This window comes from Neisseria perflava (genome assembly GCF_024170405.1).
Taxonomy (GTDB): Bacteria; Pseudomonadota; Gammaproteobacteria; order Burkholderiales; family Neisseriaceae; genus Neisseria; species Neisseria perflava_B.
Genome location: NZ_JALJYC010000017.1, coordinates 1 through 15,425, shown reverse-complemented (window position 1 = coordinate 15,425; position 15,425 = coordinate 1). Strand labels below are relative to the sequence as shown.

At 45.9% G+C, this 15,425-nt stretch carries 12 protein-coding genes and 1 pseudogene; 9 read left to right on the top strand and 4 right to left on the bottom strand.

Annotated features, from left to right (window positions below):
• Nucleotides 1–102: 102 nt before the first annotated feature.
• Nucleotides 103–1,878 carry an acyl-CoA dehydrogenase family protein gene (locus J2T37_RS07365; protein WP_253354960.1) on the top strand — a complete coding sequence of 592 codons (1,776 nt, stop codon included), beginning with the start codon at nt 103–105 and terminating at the stop codon, nt 1,876–1,878.
• 378 nt (nt 1,879–2,256) lie between these two features.
• On the opposite strand, the pseudogene J2T37_RS07360 reads toward J2T37_RS07365, so the two are convergent.
• The 4 genes and pseudogenes from J2T37_RS07360 to J2T37_RS07345 form a co-directional block, all read right to left on the bottom strand.
• A pseudogene (locus J2T37_RS07360) lies at nt 2,257–2,895 on the bottom strand (ABC transporter ATP-binding protein); the annotation flags it as partial.
• Nucleotides 2,892–3,689 carry an ABC transporter permease gene (locus J2T37_RS07355; protein ID WP_253354959.1) on the bottom strand — a complete coding sequence of 266 codons (798 nt, stop codon included), beginning with the start codon at nt 3,687–3,689 and terminating at the stop codon, nt 2,892–2,894. The pseudogene J2T37_RS07360 and the gene J2T37_RS07355, both read right to left, overlap by 4 nt.
• Nucleotides 3,689–4,858 carry a capsule biosynthesis protein gene (locus tag J2T37_RS07350; protein ID WP_253354958.1) on the bottom strand — a complete coding sequence of 390 codons (1,170 nt, stop codon included), beginning with the start codon at nt 4,856–4,858 and terminating at the stop codon, nt 3,689–3,691. Before J2T37_RS07350 ends, J2T37_RS07355 begins: the two co-directional genes overlap by 1 nt.
• 28 nt (nt 4,859–4,886) lie before the next feature.
• A complete protein-coding gene (locus J2T37_RS07345; protein WP_253354957.1) occupies nt 4,887–6,056 on the bottom strand; it encodes a polysaccharide biosynthesis/export family protein in 1,170 nt (389 codons plus the stop codon).
• A 414-nt stretch (nt 6,057–6,470) separates the two neighbouring features.
• On the opposite strand from J2T37_RS07345, the gene J2T37_RS07340 reads away from it, so the two are divergent.
• The 8 genes from J2T37_RS07340 (at nt 6,471) to J2T37_RS07305 (ending at nt 15,357) form a co-directional block, all read left to right on the top strand.
• Nucleotides 6,471–8,018, top strand: coding sequence for a hypothetical protein (locus J2T37_RS07340; RefSeq protein ID WP_253354956.1), 1,548 nt, complete (start codon nt 6,471–6,473; stop codon nt 8,016–8,018).
• Between the two features lie 35 nt (nt 8,019–8,053).
• Nucleotides 8,054–9,430: a bifunctional cytidylyltransferase/SDR family oxidoreductase gene (locus J2T37_RS07335; protein WP_253354955.1), complete on the top strand. Its 1,377-nt coding sequence runs from the start codon at nt 8,054–8,056 to the stop codon at nt 9,428–9,430.
• A 75-nt stretch (nt 9,431–9,505) separates the two neighbouring features.
• Nucleotides 9,506–10,615, top strand: coding sequence for a CDP-glycerol glycerophosphotransferase family protein (locus J2T37_RS07330; protein WP_253354954.1), 1,110 nt, complete (start codon nt 9,506–9,508; stop codon nt 10,613–10,615).
• Nucleotides 10,616–10,646: 31 nt separating this feature from the next.
• Nucleotides 10,647–11,708, top strand: a complete 1,062-nt coding sequence (gene rffG, locus J2T37_RS07325) for a dTDP-glucose 4,6-dehydratase (protein WP_253354953.1) — start codon at nt 10,647–10,649, stop codon at nt 11,706–11,708.
• Between the two features lie 140 nt (nt 11,709–11,848).
• On the top strand, nt 11,849–12,718 hold the full coding sequence (gene rfbA / locus J2T37_RS07320) for a glucose-1-phosphate thymidylyltransferase RfbA (protein WP_253354952.1): 870 nt from the start codon (nt 11,849–11,851) through the stop codon (nt 12,716–12,718).
• Nucleotides 12,718–13,602: a dTDP-4-dehydrorhamnose reductase gene (gene rfbD, locus J2T37_RS07315; RefSeq protein WP_253354951.1), complete on the top strand. Its 885-nt coding sequence runs from the start codon at nt 12,718–12,720 to the stop codon at nt 13,600–13,602. Before rfbA ends, rfbD begins: the two co-directional genes overlap by 1 nt.
• A gap of 122 nt (nt 13,603–13,724) precedes the next feature.
• Complete coding sequence (rfbC, locus tag J2T37_RS07310; protein ID WP_253354950.1) at nt 13,725–14,267, top strand: dTDP-4-dehydrorhamnose 3,5-epimerase; 543 nt, start codon at nt 13,725–13,727, stop codon at nt 14,265–14,267.
• A gap of 85 nt (nt 14,268–14,352) precedes the next feature.
• A complete protein-coding gene (locus J2T37_RS07305; protein ID WP_253354949.1) occupies nt 14,353–15,357 on the top strand; it encodes a glycosyltransferase family 2 protein in 1,005 nt (334 codons plus the stop codon).
• Nucleotides 15,358–15,425: the final 68 nt, after the last annotated feature.

Here is a 15,425-nt window from a genome sequence, read left to right as displayed (position 1 = left end):
GATTTGTCATCACGCAAAGTTTTAGGGATTAGGCTCTAAACAGGCTTTTCAAGGCGGCGGATTCGGGCTAAAGTGAGAAAAATTTTGTCTTTGGAGAACCCGATGTTATACACCGCCCCTGTTAACGAGCTGCGCTTCGGCCTGCAAGTGCACGCCAAATTAGACCAGATTCTGCAACTACCGACGGCCGACGGCTTGGACAAGGACACCGTTGACGCCGTTTTGGAAGAAGCGGCGCGTTTTGCCCAAGAAGAATGGGCGCCGACCAACCGCACCGGCGATTTGAACGGCGCGAAAGTTTCAGACGGCAAGGTGTATGTACATCCCGATTTGGTGCAGGCGTATCAGGCGTTTTGCGAATCAGGCTGGGCGAGCCTGCGTATGCCGTCTGAATTCGGCGGACAGGGTTTGCCGGCGGCGGTATCGGCAGCCTGCGAAGAAATGTGGTGCGCTGCGAATCTGTCGCTGTCGCTCATGCCCATGCTGACCCTCGGCGCGGTGGATGCCATCAGCAAACACGGCAGCGAGGAGCAAAAGCAGACCTATCTGCCGAAAATGTGCGAAGGCGTGTGGAGCGGCACCATGAATTTGAGCGAACCGAACGCCGGTTCGGACTTGGGCAACCTCACCACCAAAGCCGAGCCGCAAGCAGACGGCACTTACCGCATCAACGGTCAAAAAATCTTCATTACTTGGGGCGATCAAGAAATCACTGAAAACGTCATCCATCTGGTGTTGGCGCGTTTACCCGACGCGGCGGCGGGCGTGCAGGGCATTTCCATGTTTATCGTGCCCAAATTCTTGGTGAATGCCGACGGCAGCTTGAGCGAACGCAACGGCGTGAGCGTGACCGGCGTAGAACACAAGCTCGGTATCCATACCAGCCCGACCTGCACCATGCAGTTTGACAACGCTGAAGGCTACCTGATTGGGCGCGCCAGTAAAGGCTTGGCGTATATGTTTACCATGATGAAAGCCGCGCGCATGAACGTCGGCATCGAAGGCCATGCCGTTGCCGAACGCGCCTACCAAAATGCGCTAGCCTACGCCAAAGAGCGCAAACAAGGGCGCGATGTCGAGAGCGACAGCACAGACGCCGCGCCGATTATCCGCCACGCCGATGTGCGCCGTATGCTGCTGGTGCAAAAAGCCACCCTTGCCGCGCAACGCGCCCTGTATCTGCGTGCTGCCGGTTTAAACGATTTGGCCAACGGCTGCGCAGACAATGTCTTACGCAAACAGGCCGAGCGCGAGTTGGACTTCTTTATCCCGATTATCAAAGCCTGGCTGACCGACAACAGCGTCATCCTGACCAATCTCGCCATACAAATTTACGGCGGCGCAGGCTATGTTGAGGAAAGCGGCATTGCGCAATACATGCGCGACGCGCGGATTACGCCGATTTACGAAGGAACCAACGGCATTCAGGCCGCCGACATTGCCGGACGTAAAACCAGCGGCAAAGACGGCGCATTACCTTTGGGCTTATTGGCCGAAGGCAAAGATTTGGCCGAAAAACTGGCGCTTTCAGACGGCCTCTTGGCCGAGCAGCTCAATCAAGCCATTGCCGCCGCTGAAGACAGCATTGCCTGTTTGGTTGCTGTTTCCGACCAAGCAGCCTTAACCGCCGCCGCTTCCGCCGCCTGGCTGCAACAAATCGGCACCACCCTCGGCGCCGTCGAACTGGCACGCGCCTACCTCACCGCCGCCGACGCTTTAAACGGCACGGCAGAAAACGTGTTCGGCGACGATTTCTACACCGCGCAACAACACAACGCCCGCGTGTATTTCGCCCACATCCTGCCGCAGGTTTACACCGCCACTTTGCAAATCAAGCAGGCGCAGCCGTTGCTGGATATGCCTTTAGAGCTGTTTTAATGTTACAGAAAAGAAAAACGCCCAGTTGATAAACTGGGCGTTTTCTTAGCTGATAATTTCATTCAATTTAAAAATAATAGTGCGGTTACGTTCATAATAACCAAGTGCTTCGATTCCTGTTGGACTCTTGTCTGTCAGATGGAAATATGTACTGGTCGTTCGGCCATCTTGGTTTTTAAACACCAATGCATGCTGCTCGACATTCCACATATATTCATTAACCGATCCCTTGCCACCGATGGTTTCGATAATACCATCTTCCCGCAGTAAAATTTCCCGCGCATTACGACCATCGTACCAGCTGAAAATGAAATGACTGCCCGACAAGCGTTCATGCAAATCCACATCTTCTTCCAACGGTACCACTATTTCATTACGATTATAAAAACCGTAGGCTTCATCAATGGAGTCAAAATTGTACATCACGCCATCTTCTAAAACGGCAGCATTATCGCAATACCGTCTGATGGCTGATGGGCTGTGCGACACCAAAATAATCGAACGATCCTGTCGCTTTTCAAACAATTCATAGCGGCATTTTTCTGAAAAGCGTGAATCACCGACCGCAATAACTTCGTCAATCAAATAACAGTCAAACTCCACCGCCAATGATAATGCAAAAGCTAAACGCGCTTTCATCCCTGAAGAATAACGCTTAACCGGCTCATAAAGATATTCACCCAGTTCAGAAAACTCTTCCGTGAATGCTTTGGCATAGCCAATATCGACATTGTAAATCCGGCAGATAAAGCGCAGGTTATCCATGCCGGTTAAGCCGCCCTGAAACGCACCGGAAAAAGCCAATGGCCACGAAATACTCATGGTACGGCGAATTTCACCTGACGACGGTGATTCAACACCACTCATTAAGCGAATAAGCGTAGATTTACCCGCACCATTACGCCCCAAAATGCCGATTTTCTCACCCTTTTGTAGCGTAAAATTAATGTCATCCAAGACCGTTCGCCAGCCCTGACGGGTTTGATAACGCTTAGACACATGTTCAACAGAAATCATTGCGGCTCAACTCCTTTGCTGAACCGGCTGACCATCGCCAAACCAATCCAAATGATGGCCAAATCACACACCACCAAATACCACGGATTTTCCATGGTAATAACCGAACTACCGAAATATCCAGCCCGAAACATCTCTGTTCCATGCACCATTGGAATAGTCAAAAAATAACCTTGCACCTGCTGGGGTAAACTGGCCACGAAGAAAAAAGCGCCTGAAAGCGGTAGCATTACAAAACTCATGGTTCCCCACAGTTTGCCAAACACCTCAAACTGATAAGCCAGCGAACAAATAACCAGCCCTAGACCAAATGCAAATAAAGCCATCAACACCCATGCTAACACCATATAAAACACATCGGCAGGCCAATCAATCCAACCAACCGCAATCAAGGCCAGCATAATGGCAATCTGCGCCATTGTTGCGCCTGCAACTTCCAATAAGACACGGGCAATAATGGTATCCAGCACTCTAACATTACGGTGATACAGCAAGCTAATATTGGCACGAATTGCACCAATAGCCCGATTAGAAGCATTACGCCACATCATAGCCATCGGATAACCGGTCAATACAAACGCCACAATATTTAATGTTGAAAGACGATCTGCACGAAAAAACTTCCACATCAGCACAATAAAAAGCGTCATTAATAGAGGTTCGACAAACAACCATAAAAAACCAATATTATTACGGCCATAGCGCGTGATGATTTCGCGCATAAGCAGAGCGCCAATGACTCTGTTTTGAATCACCAACGACTCTCGGAATGATGTTTGATCCAAAGCTTTCATCAGTTTTTATGCTCGCGGATGCTGGCTATCAACAGGCTTAAAACCCCATACACCATCAAACCGACGATGAATGTCGCCACAATGTTGTACAAACGATCTGGCTTTTGTGCCAAATCCGGCTTACTGGCGTCGGACACGACCTCCAAATACAGTTGTTGGCGGTCGGCTTCTGCTTTAGCGCTTTCTAAAGAAGCAATGGCAGTAGTCAGTTGTTTCTCTGCTAACTCATTTTCCAAGTAAACACGTTGATATTCTGTTGCTTGAGAAGTTAATGAGCCCTGTCCGCCCCCTGCAATAGCTTGCATTTGCGCCATAATTTCACGTTTTAAACTTTTCTCGCGTGCAACCAGTCCGGGAATTTGCGGGTTTTCAGGTGTAACAGCTTTAACCTGATCCAACTGGGTTTGAATCACAATTAATTCGTCTTGTAATTTAGACACCAGCCCCATTTGTACTTCCGATTGCGCTTTCAAATCGAAAATGCCGTTTTTCAAGCGAAATTTTGTCAGTTGCTCTGCTGCATTTTTAACATTTTCTTCAGCCGTGGTGACGGCATCCTCCGCATAACGGATGGTATCCCCCCGAGCACGCTCATTTAACTGGTTAATCAGTACTTCAGCTTGAGCCAACAACGCCTTATTGATTTTCTGCGACTCTTTGGCATCAAACGAAGTCACATTCAAATGAGACACGCCAGATACGGAATCAAAATCAACGTTTACCCGATTTCGGAAATAGAGGTAAAACGCTTCATTTCCCCCCCTCAGCCCTAACGGATTGAAACGGCTAAACACGTCACCCTTGGTTTCATAATATGTTCGTACTGGCAGTTTTTTCTCCAACTGAGCCAATGCTGCCCTTGACTGCATATATTCTCGAACCGTATAAGTATCATCCTGAGCACGGGAATAGCCAACGCCCTGCAAAACTGCACCTAATCCTCCTAAAGAAGTTTGAGACTTAGGAGAGCGAACCACAAAACTCGACTGAGAGATAAAACGATCCGAAGCTATCAAGCCAAAATACACCAACGCGCATAGTGTCGGGATAATAACCGTAATCCAAAACAACGGACGAATCCTACGCCAAAAAGACTTTTTCTTAATTGGATTTTGTGGTTTCTTCTCATTTACCGATACCGGCATCACAACAGGAATTTGCTCAGACATTTTACTATTCCCAAATATTTTATTTATATCATTCAGTAAGATTGTTGATGCTGTTCACACCGCTAACCACTGGAGAGAACACGAACGACAAGAATTTTCTTACTTCAGACAATGGCGCATTTGATACATATACCACGTCTTTATTCTTCATCGGGAAACGCTGAGTCCAGAATATTGCATTGGCATCTTTCAGATTAATACGATAGACCACAGGGATCTCTGCCTCGCTCTCATACCCTTTCGCTGCCCATTTATTCTGCTCTTCAGACGGCAATTCCAGCAAAGGCGTGTAACGGAACACAAAAACTCCTCGTGCATCTGAACGGCCATCTTGCAGACCACTCATGCGACCGATAGCTTCTGCAAGAGAAAGACCTTTAACCGAAAAGCCAACCTGTTGCGTTTTGCCCACCGCACCCATTGCAGTAAAACTGCTGGGATTAGTAATCATAGTGACAATATCGCCTTTTTGTAACAAAATGTTCTGACGCGGATTCGCCACCAAATCTTCCAGCGCAACGGTTTTCACCTCATTACCACGCGTTAATTGAACATTTGTATCTTGTACGTTGGCTGTTGAACCTCCTACAGCCGCAACGGCATCCAGTACCCGTTCTCCAGCTGCTGTCAGTGGTAAACGTACACTATTGCCCGCCCTGACCACAGAGACATTCACAGCATTATTCTGAACCAAACGCACCATTACCTGAGGTTGGTTAGCCATTTTCTGCAAGCGTCCCCGGATAATTTCTTGAATTTGAGCCGGTGTTTTGCCTGCAACAGGGATACTACCAACAAAAGGCACTGAAATAGTGCCTGATGACGTTACCATTTGTTCAGGCAACTTCGTGAGCTGTGCACTACCAGAGCCTACTGATGTAAGCGAACCGCCAAATAATACCGCCGGAGGTGCTTCCCAGATCGTAATATCTAACACATCCCCGATATTAACGGCTCCTACCGAAGCATATCCTTGACCCCATTGTGCAAAGGATTGATTCATCCTCCGTTGATATAGTGCACGCACAACCGATTCATCTACATCAATTACCGCAACATCCGGCACACGGCTATCCGCCTGCTGTTGCGATAAAGCCGCAACTTTTCTACCACTTGGCCCGGATGTTGGAATATTGCCACAGGCAACAATATTCAAAAGCACCAACAAACCTGCAGTTGTCTTCAAAATCATATTCATAAACGCATTCCCGTCTTACTCTGAAGCCGACCAATCAATTACTTAGCGAAGTATATCATACACGATATTCCCTATCTGCCTCGAATTACCTTTTTCAGACGGCTTAAGATTAATTTTATAAATTGCCGCCCTTAGTAATACCATCTATAATACAATAAGTAACTATATTATAGCCTTGAATACCAATCCAGTTTAGAGGAAAATATCCTTCCAGTTACAGATTAATCTAGATTCTCAGCTGAATTCCATTTAGGCCAAATAAATTCAAAATGATTAACATCATCACATTACATAAATGATTTCACTTGAAAGCACTTATCTACATGTTTGATGAAAGATTATATTGCCACCTCGCATTATGACAAATCGGAAAGCTGAAATGCTTTACCTACCTAATTCTCCAGATTGGTGATTATGAGCAAACTCACAAAACTTTTGACAAATCCAAAATTGTTCTTTCAAGATGCTATAAGCAATAAGAACAAAAATAACACACCAATCCAACTTCCTCCCAAAGAAGTTGAGAAAACAAAAACAGCATCTGTAAAAAACAGCCCTCCTTCCAAACCTAAACCGGTTGCAGAAAAACCTGCACCCTCTAAATCTAGTGTTCCCAAGCCTTCTACTGAAAAATCTAAACCTACAGAGAAGGCAACAAAACCTGCAACCCCTAAACCGGTAGCGGAAAAACCGCCACAAGCGACAGCAACAAAGCCCACTCAAGCAAAAGCTGCTGCAACCAAACCCTCCGTAGCAAAGCCCGTCGAAAAATCCGTAAAAACTCCTGAGAAAACTGCCATGCCACCCGTTGAAAAACCTGTTACCCGCAAGACTGATGCCCTTAATCCATTTAAAAAAATTGCGCATGTCATCCATACCGGCGAAGGTATGACGCATGGGCCATCCCATCTGAGCCAATGGATTCCATATTTCATCCAATCTAATGAAAATTTTGCTGTTTTAGTGCGCAATATGGATTTGTACAAATGGGTGCGTGAAAACTACCCTCAAGTAGATGTTATCTACGCCAAAAATCCAATTGATGTTGAGGGTATATTAAGTAATTTAGCTTTCGTAAAAGCTATTTATTATTTGTCTAATACTGGCAATATGATTCATACACTGCGCTTTAATGTCTATAAACATATTTTCTTGGGTCATGGTGACAGTGACAAATCTGCCAGCGCACACAAATTTTTCCGCGTATATGACGAAGTATGGGTGGCTGGTCAAGCCCACATCGACCGTTTCAAAAATGCTGGATTCAATACAGCACATATGACATTTGTCAAAATTGGTCGTCCAATGTTGGCTGATATTATCAAACAAACGCAAACCCCTTGGGACAAGCGTTCCGAACCTCGAATTTTATACTTGCCAACTTGGGAAGGCGTCTATGAGGAAGGCAACTACTCCTCTGTACGCATGGCTTCAACCATGCTGAGCGAAATTTATAAACGCTTTGGCATGCACTTATCCATGAAATTCCATCCTGTTACTGGTTCCCGTGACAAAATGTTGGGAGATGCACCGAAAAAAATTGGTGAAGAACTACAACGTCAAGGTACTTCTTTTTATATTGCAGACAAGTTGACCCCTGTCAGCCATCTGATTATGAACGCAAATATCTACATCTGCGATATTTCAGCGGTTGTATCTGAATGCATTGCCGCCAATGGTCCTTTGTTTGCCTATATCCCAAAAGACAAAGAAATTAAAATTTCTCAAAGCGACATGACCTATTCTGACTATGCATACACTTTCTCTAATATAGAAGAATTATTGGCACAGCTTGAGCGTGTTTTAGGTGGTGATGACTACAAAAAAGAGCAGCGTATCAAAGCTATGGATTATCTGCTTAGCACAGAGCAGACCCTGCATGATGAATTTGCCCATCAATTAAAAGTTGTAGCAGATTCAGATCCGCTAAAAGCTAATATCCGAGAAATCATCGTTCAATAAATCACATAATTTAATTTTAAAGTGGGGAAATAACCATGAGTAAAAGCGTAGCCGTTATTTTGTCTGGCGGTAGTGGTTCACGATTTGGCGGTTTAGTGCCAAAGCAATTTACTAAATTGGCCGGTAAAGCGGTAATGGAATACACTATCCAACAATTTGAAGATGCACCATCTATTGATGAAATCATCATCGTATCTCAACCGCTTTATATTGAAAAAACTTGGGACTTAGTTAAACAAAATAATTGGAAAAAGGTTTCCAAAGTTGTTGTTGGAGGCAAAGAACGATTTGATTCTACTGCCTCAGCCATTACGGCTATGCATGGCTATGATCCTGAAACCAAAGTTCTGTTTCATGACTCCGTGCGTCCTCTGGTTACCAACCGTATTATCGAAGACTGTGTGGATAAATTAAGTTTGTTTGAAGCTGTGGATGTGGTTATTCCGTCTGCCGATACACTGGTAGAAGTCTATGATGACGGTTGTATCGCCAATATTCCTAATCGCGCCAATATGCGCCGTGGTCAAACACCTCAAGCATTCCTGCTCAAAACGATTTCTGCTGCCTACGCAGAAGCCAAACGCCAAAATCGTTCTGTATTTACCTGTGACTGTGGCGTTGTCCGCGCGATGCTGCCCCATCTACGTGTCGCTACGGTATTGGGTTCAGAAAGCAATATGAAAGTTACTCAGCCGATTGATTTGTTTATTGCTGAGAAATTACTCCAATCTAGTGAACGTACTGAAATCAATGACCGATTAGATTTGGATCTGCTCAAAGGTAAAGTGATTGCTATCTTTGGCGGCAGTAGTGGTATCGGTCAAGCTATCCATGATATGGCCTTGCTCAGAGGTGCTAAGGTATTCTCTGCCAGCCGCTCTGCTAACCAAACTGATGTTGCAGATAAAAATAGCGTTGCCCATTTTCTAAAATCAGTTTATGACCAAGCAGGAAAAATTGATTACGTTGTCAATACTGCCGGCTTACTGATTAAAAAACCCATTGATACATTATCAGATCAAGAAATTTTAGACTTGATTAATATTAACTACATGGGTACCATTAATGTAGCAATTGAAGCAAAACCGTACCTTTCTGATACTAAAGGTATGTTGTTGAACTTTACCTCAAGCTCCTATACCCGTGGCCGTGCCTATTATGCATTATATTCTTCCAGCAAAAGCGCGATTGTCAATCTGACACAAGCTCTGGCAGATGAATGGAATGCTTTTGGTATTCGTATCAACTGTATCAATCCAGAACGCACCAAAACGCCAATGAGGGAAGAAAACTTCGGTAAAGAAGATCCGAATTTATTGCTGAGTGCTGAAGAAGTCGCGAAAACCAGTCTTGCGACTTTACTCAACAACAAAACCGGTATTATTGTCGATGTAAGGAAAGACGGACGTTAATTCCGTATCATGACACAAGCAAAGGTTACGCCCAAACTTTAAAGAAGAGGGTGTAACTTTTTGGGTATGGAAATAATGAACTATATTTATTTAGACACTAAAATCACTGGCGCAGCTAGGCAGCTTATCAGTTATTTTCAAAATCATATTTTTGATTATGAAAAGACTATTGTCTATTATAAAATTTATAAGAAGCATACAGGGGATTTTTCTCAATTATTTAAAACGGCTGGCATTCAAGCTATTGGATTCAACCACCCTTCTCAAATCCGCATGACTAATGGCGGTGTAGTATTTTATTTGTTTAATGCGCAATCCAATTGCCGTATCGTAGCCAACCGTAACTTAACCCACATTTTTGTAACACATGGTGAAAGCAATAAAATCTCCTCAGTAAAACCTATTATCCGTATCTACGATTATGTTGTTACTGCTGGGGAGGCAGGAAAACAGCGGTATTTAGAAAATCATATTTTTACACCCTATGACATCGACCACGGTAAAATCATTGCCATGGGTGATACATTTATTGGGAAAACTGGCCTATCTATACCTTCCCCAGACACCCAAGAGGTCATTTTTTATGCACCGACATGGGAAGGTGGTGTGCCATCAGAAGACTACTCCAGCCTAAGTTATACGAATTTGGTGGCGCAAACAATTACTCAACTAGCGGAAAAACTGAGGAATAATACTATTATCATAAAACCTCATCCGAATACTGGCCACCGGCTAAAATCCTATCGGCATTATTTGCTTAACTTGTTGAGCCAGTTAAAACAGAATAAGCTTCGTCCTATTTTATATACAAATGGCTTGTCTTTGACTTTTATTGAAAAGATTAGGCTAAGGAAACAAGGAATTAAATTTGTATCCAGCATAAATAATTTTACAGCCCTTTATGGTTTGTGCGATATTTCTGCTATGGAGACTCAGTTTCTCAACGAAAACATCCCCTATATTTTGTTTTACCCAGTAGGGTATCCTCTAGGCGCCATCTACCATCAGAATAACGAAATATATGGAAAAAATACCATACGGTTAGATGAAGGCAACCCGGTAATTACCATTCAGACGGCCTCATCGTTCTACAATTTGAAAAACCACATTATTAGCCAAGAGTTAGTCGATTGTCCGATAAATCAAAGAATCAACTACCTTATCCGGCAGACACAACACCCTTAACCTTCCATTCCCATATAGGAATATGACGACAATGAAAAAAATCCTCGTTACCGGCGGCGCCGGCTTTATCGGTTCGGCAGTTGTCCGCCACATCATCAACGACACGCAAGATGCCGTCGTCAACCTCGACAAGCTAACTTACGCGGGCAACTTGGAATCTTTAGAATCCGTGGCCGACAGCGACCGCTATGCTTTTGAAAAAGTAGATATTTGCGACCGCGCTGAATTAGACCGTGTATTTGCGCAACACCAGCCTGATTTGGTGATGCACTTGGCCGCAGAAAGCCATGTGGATCGCTCTATCGATGGCCCGGCGGCATTTATCGAAACCAATATCGTCGGCACCTATACCCTACTGGAAGCCGCCCGCGCCTATTGGAGCGGTTTGGGTGCGGATAAAAAAGCCGCCTTCCGTTTCCACCATATTTCTACCGACGAAGTGTATGGCGACCTGCACGGTACCGATGACTTGTTTACCGAAACCACACCCTATGCGCCCTCTAGCCCGTATTCCGCCTCCAAAGCCAGCAGTGACCATTTGGTACGCGCTTGGTTGCGTACCTACGGTTTCCCGACCATTGTCACCAACTGCTCCAACAACTACGGCCCGTTCCACTTCCCGGAAAAACTGATTCCGCTGATGATTCTGAACGCGCTCGACGGCAAACCGCTGCCGGTTTACGGCGACGGTATGCAAATCCGTGACTGGCTGTATGTGGAAGACCACGCCCGCGCTCTGTATCAAGTCGTTACCGAAGGTGTGGTGGGCGAAACGTACAATATCGGCGGCCACAATGAAAAAGCCAATATCGAAGTAGTGAAAACCATTTGCGCGCTGCTGGAAGAGCTGCGTCCGCAAAAACCGGCCGGCGTTGCCAAATATGAAGACTTGATTACCTATGTGAAAGACCGTCCGGGTCACGATGTGCGCTATGCCATCGACGCTGCCAAAATCGGCCGCGAGCTGGGTTGGAAACCGCAAGAGACCTTTGAAAGCGGTATCCGCAAAACAGTTGAATGGTATTTGAACAACAAAACCTGGTGGTCGCGCGTACTTGACGGCTCTTACAACCGCGAGCGTTTAGGCGCTTAATAGCCGGATATGGCGTGGGGTTAACCCGATGTTTCCGACAACAACCATATGAATAATGGGTTAAAACCCATCCTACTTTTTCAGACGGCCTCCATCCCTAAAAGGCCGTCTGAAAAACCACATTACTTAGGAGCAAGATTATGAAAGGCATTATTCTGGCCGGCGGCAGCGGCACCCGTCTCTACCCGATTACGCGCGGCGTATCCAAACAGCTTTTGCCGGTGTACAACAAACCGATGATTTACTATCCGCTGTCTGTTTTGATGTTGGCCGGTATCCGCGATGTATTGGTGATTACCACGCCCGAAGACAACGAAGGCTTCAAACGTCTGCTGGGCAACGGCGCCGATTTCGGTATCAATATCTCCTATGCCATTCAGCCCAGCCCCGACGGTTTGGCGCAAGCCTTCCTGATTGGCGAAGAATTTATCGGTGACGACAGCGTGTGTTTGGTGCTTGGCGACAATATTTTCTACGGCCAAAGTTTCAGCAAAACCCTGAAAGAAGCTGCTTCCCTGCCGCACGGCGCAACTGTGTTCGGCTATCAGGTCAAAGACCCCGAGCGTTTCGGCGTGGTGGAATTTGACGAAAACTTCAAAGCCTTGTCCATCGAAGAAAAACCGCAGCAGCCCAAATCCGATTGGGCGGTTACCGGCTTGTATTTCTACGACAACCGCGTGGTTGAGTTTGCCAAACAAGTTAAACCATCGGCACGCGGCGAATTGGAAATCACCTCCATCAACCAAATGTATCTCGATGACGGCAGCCTGAATGTGCAATTACTCGGCCGTGGTTTTGCCTGGCTGGATACCGGCACGCATGAAAGCCTGCTGGAAGCCGCCTCATTCGTCGAAACCTTAGAACACGTGCAAAACCTGAAAGTAGCCTGCCTCGAAGAAATCGCTTGGCGCAACGGCTGGTTGAGCAGCGAGCAAGTGGCCGAATTAGCCAAACCCATGTCTAAAAACGAATACGGCCAATACCTACTCAAACTGGTGAAAGGACAATAATGGCAAAATATCTGATTACCGGCAGCAACGGCCAAGTCGGTTACTGCCTGACGCAACAACTAACCGGCAAAGCCGAGATTTTGGCGGTTGACCGCGACCAGCTTGACATTACCGACCGCGCCGCCGTGTTTGCCGCCGTGGAAGCCTTCCGCCCCGACGTCATCATCAACGCCGCCGCGCATACCGCCGTGGATAAAGCCGAGAGCGAAGCCGAATTGTCCGCCGCCATCAATGTCAATGGTGCGCAATATTTGGCCGAAGCCGCCGCGCAGCAAGGCGCGCTGATGATGCATATTTCCACCGATTATGTGTTTGACGGCCAAGCCGCCGCCGATTACGCCTACAAAGAAAGCGACCCCGTCGATCCGCAAGGTGTATATGGACAAACCAAGCTCGACGGCGAGATTGCCGTTGCTGCTGCCAACCCGCGCCATATCATTATGCGCACCGCATGGGTATTCGGCGAACACGGCAACAACTTCGTTAAAACCATGATTCGCTTGGGCAAACAGCGCGACAGCCTCGGCATCGTCGGCGACCAATTCGGCGGCCCGACCTACGCCGGCGACATCGCTGCCGCGCTGATTCATATGGCCGAGCAGATTTTGGCCGGCAAAGAAAACGCCTATGGCGTGTACCATTTCAGCGGACAGCCTTATGTAAGCTGGTTTGAGTTCGCCCAAGCCATCTTCGCGCGCGCAGAAGCCGCCGGCGTATTGGATAAGCAGCCGCAGTTGAACGCCATCACCACCGCCGATTACCCCACTCCGGCCAAACGCCCCGCCAATTCCCGTTTGGATTTAAGCAAAATTCAGACGGCCTTCGGTATTGCCCCGAGCGATTGGCAAAAAGCGCTGGAAAATATTCAGGCGTATGCCGTCTGAAAAAAGGTAGGGTGGGTTTTAACCCACCATCGCCGTATGTTTAAAATGGTGGGTTAAAACCCACCCTACTCCCGACAAAAAGGCCGTCTGAAAACTTTTCAGACGGCCACACAGGAAACATCATGAACATCATCGACACCAAAATCCCCGACGTCAAACTCCTAGAGCCGCAAGTATTCGGCGACGAGCGCGGTTTCTTTATGGAGACTTTCCGCGACGAATGGTTTAAACAAAACGTGTGCGAGCGCACTTTTGTTCAAGAAAACCATTCCAAATCCACCAAAGGCGTATTGCGCGGCCTGCACTACCAAACCGAAAACACCCAAGGCAAACTCGTGCGCGTGGTTTCCGGCGAAGTATTCGATGTCGCCGTTGATATGCGCAAAAGCTCGCCCACATTCGGCCAATGGGTCGGCGAAGTTTTGTCTGCCGACAATAAACGCCAATTATGGGTACCCGAAGGCTTTGCCCACGGCTTTTATGTGATGAGCGACACCGCCGAATTTGTGTACAAATGCACCGACTACTACAACCCCAAAGCCGAACATTCCCTGATTTGGAACGACGCCACAGTCGGTATCGAATGGCCTTTGGACGGCAAACCTTCTCTGTCAGCCAAAGATTTAGCGGGCAAGGTATTGGCCGAAGCCGTTACATTTGAATAACCATCCGAGGCCGTCTGAAACTACATTACTTTCAGACGGCCTTTTTACTTTAGATTTAATAAAAAATATTTTTAGGGAAAACAAAATGAAAAATCTTAATAAATGCTTATTTCCTTTTAATAAAAGCACTCAAGAAAACAATACAGTCTGCTATCCTTCATGGTCAGTGGTCGTAACCGTAAAATCAACGCCCACTTATATCAATTATTTTATCCAACATCATCTTGCTTTAGGTGCAAAAGAAATCTTTGTATTTTTAGATTCTCCTAACGATTTTCCATTATCGGAAATCAATCAAGACAGACGTGTGCATTTAATCGGTTGTGATGACGATTTTTGGAAAAATTGCCCACATTTCGATTGTTTGCGCTATCAGGCAGGTACTCGCCCCGAATTGGTGGAATACCGACAATATCACAACATGCTCCATGCTCAGTTACTCACTTCTGCCGACTGGCTCTTAATGTTGGATATTGATGAATTGCTGTATAGCCGTGGCAATGTCAACGAAATTTTAGCTACCTACCCGGATAATGTTTTCTCTGTTTTAGCTCGCCCAAGAGAAGCAGTTTATTTGAATGAAGCGCCTCAATCAGGCTTAGATGTCTATAAAACACCCTATTTTAAATTACACAAATACCATTCCAAAGCATACCAAACTATCTACAACCGCCCAGAAATGATTAATAAAGGCGGATTTTATGGATATGTATCAGGAAAATCCTTTACCCGCGTCAATAAAATTGTCATGCAAAATTCTTGCCATCTGAATGCCTCTTTGGATAGGGAGTTGGTTGAAGGGGCTGTTGAGTACAACTTTAATGTTCTCCACTTTGAATCACAAACACCAAGGGATTTCATTCAAAAAACCATTAATAGGGCAAATAAAACCTTTAACGTCGGCTTGCTGGACAAACTGCACGTTGCTCGAACCCAATATTTGGCTCAAATTTATAACGAAGCAAAAGCTAATTTTTCTGAAGAAAAAGGTAGAGAAGTTCTTAATGAAGCCTATCACTATATGCATGTTCTTTCCGATGAGAAAATGCAATTACTCGATGACGAAAATTTAAGGGGCTGTACTAGATAACTAGATTTATTCAAAATCATTTAGAATAAATCCCATGAAAAAAAGTCGACTGAGCCCTTATAAGCAAA

Excerpts from the sequence above, each read along its gene's own strand:
- J2T37_RS07365 (WP_253354960.1), top strand. The coding sequence starts at position 103 with ATGTTATACACCGCCCCTGTTAACGAGCTGCGCTTCGGCCTGCAAGTG.
- J2T37_RS07355 (WP_253354959.1), bottom strand. The coding sequence starts at position 3,689 with ATGAAAGCTTTGGATCAAACATCATTCCGAGAGTCGTTGGTGATTCAA.
- J2T37_RS07350 (WP_253354958.1), bottom strand. The coding sequence starts at position 4,858 with ATGTCTGAGCAAATTCCTGTTGTGATGCCGGTATCGGTAAATGAGAAG.
- J2T37_RS07345 (WP_253354957.1), bottom strand. The coding sequence starts at position 6,056 with ATGAATATGATTTTGAAGACAACTGCAGGTTTGTTGGTGCTTTTGAAT.
- J2T37_RS07340 (WP_253354956.1), top strand. The coding sequence starts at position 6,471 with ATGAGCAAACTCACAAAACTTTTGACAAATCCAAAATTGTTCTTTCAA.
- J2T37_RS07335 (WP_253354955.1), top strand. The coding sequence starts at position 8,054 with ATGAGTAAAAGCGTAGCCGTTATTTTGTCTGGCGGTAGTGGTTCACGA.
- J2T37_RS07330 (WP_253354954.1), top strand. The coding sequence starts at position 9,506 with ATGAACTATATTTATTTAGACACTAAAATCACTGGCGCAGCTAGGCAG.
- rffG (WP_253354953.1), top strand. The coding sequence starts at position 10,647 with ATGAAAAAAATCCTCGTTACCGGCGGCGCCGGCTTTATCGGTTCGGCA.
- rfbA (WP_253354952.1), top strand. The coding sequence starts at position 11,849 with ATGAAAGGCATTATTCTGGCCGGCGGCAGCGGCACCCGTCTCTACCCG.
- rfbD (WP_253354951.1), top strand. The coding sequence starts at position 12,718 with ATGGCAAAATATCTGATTACCGGCAGCAACGGCCAAGTCGGTTACTGC.
- rfbC (WP_253354950.1), top strand. The coding sequence starts at position 13,725 with ATGAACATCATCGACACCAAAATCCCCGACGTCAAACTCCTAGAGCCG.
- J2T37_RS07305 (WP_253354949.1), top strand. The coding sequence starts at position 14,353 with ATGAAAAATCTTAATAAATGCTTATTTCCTTTTAATAAAAGCACTCAA.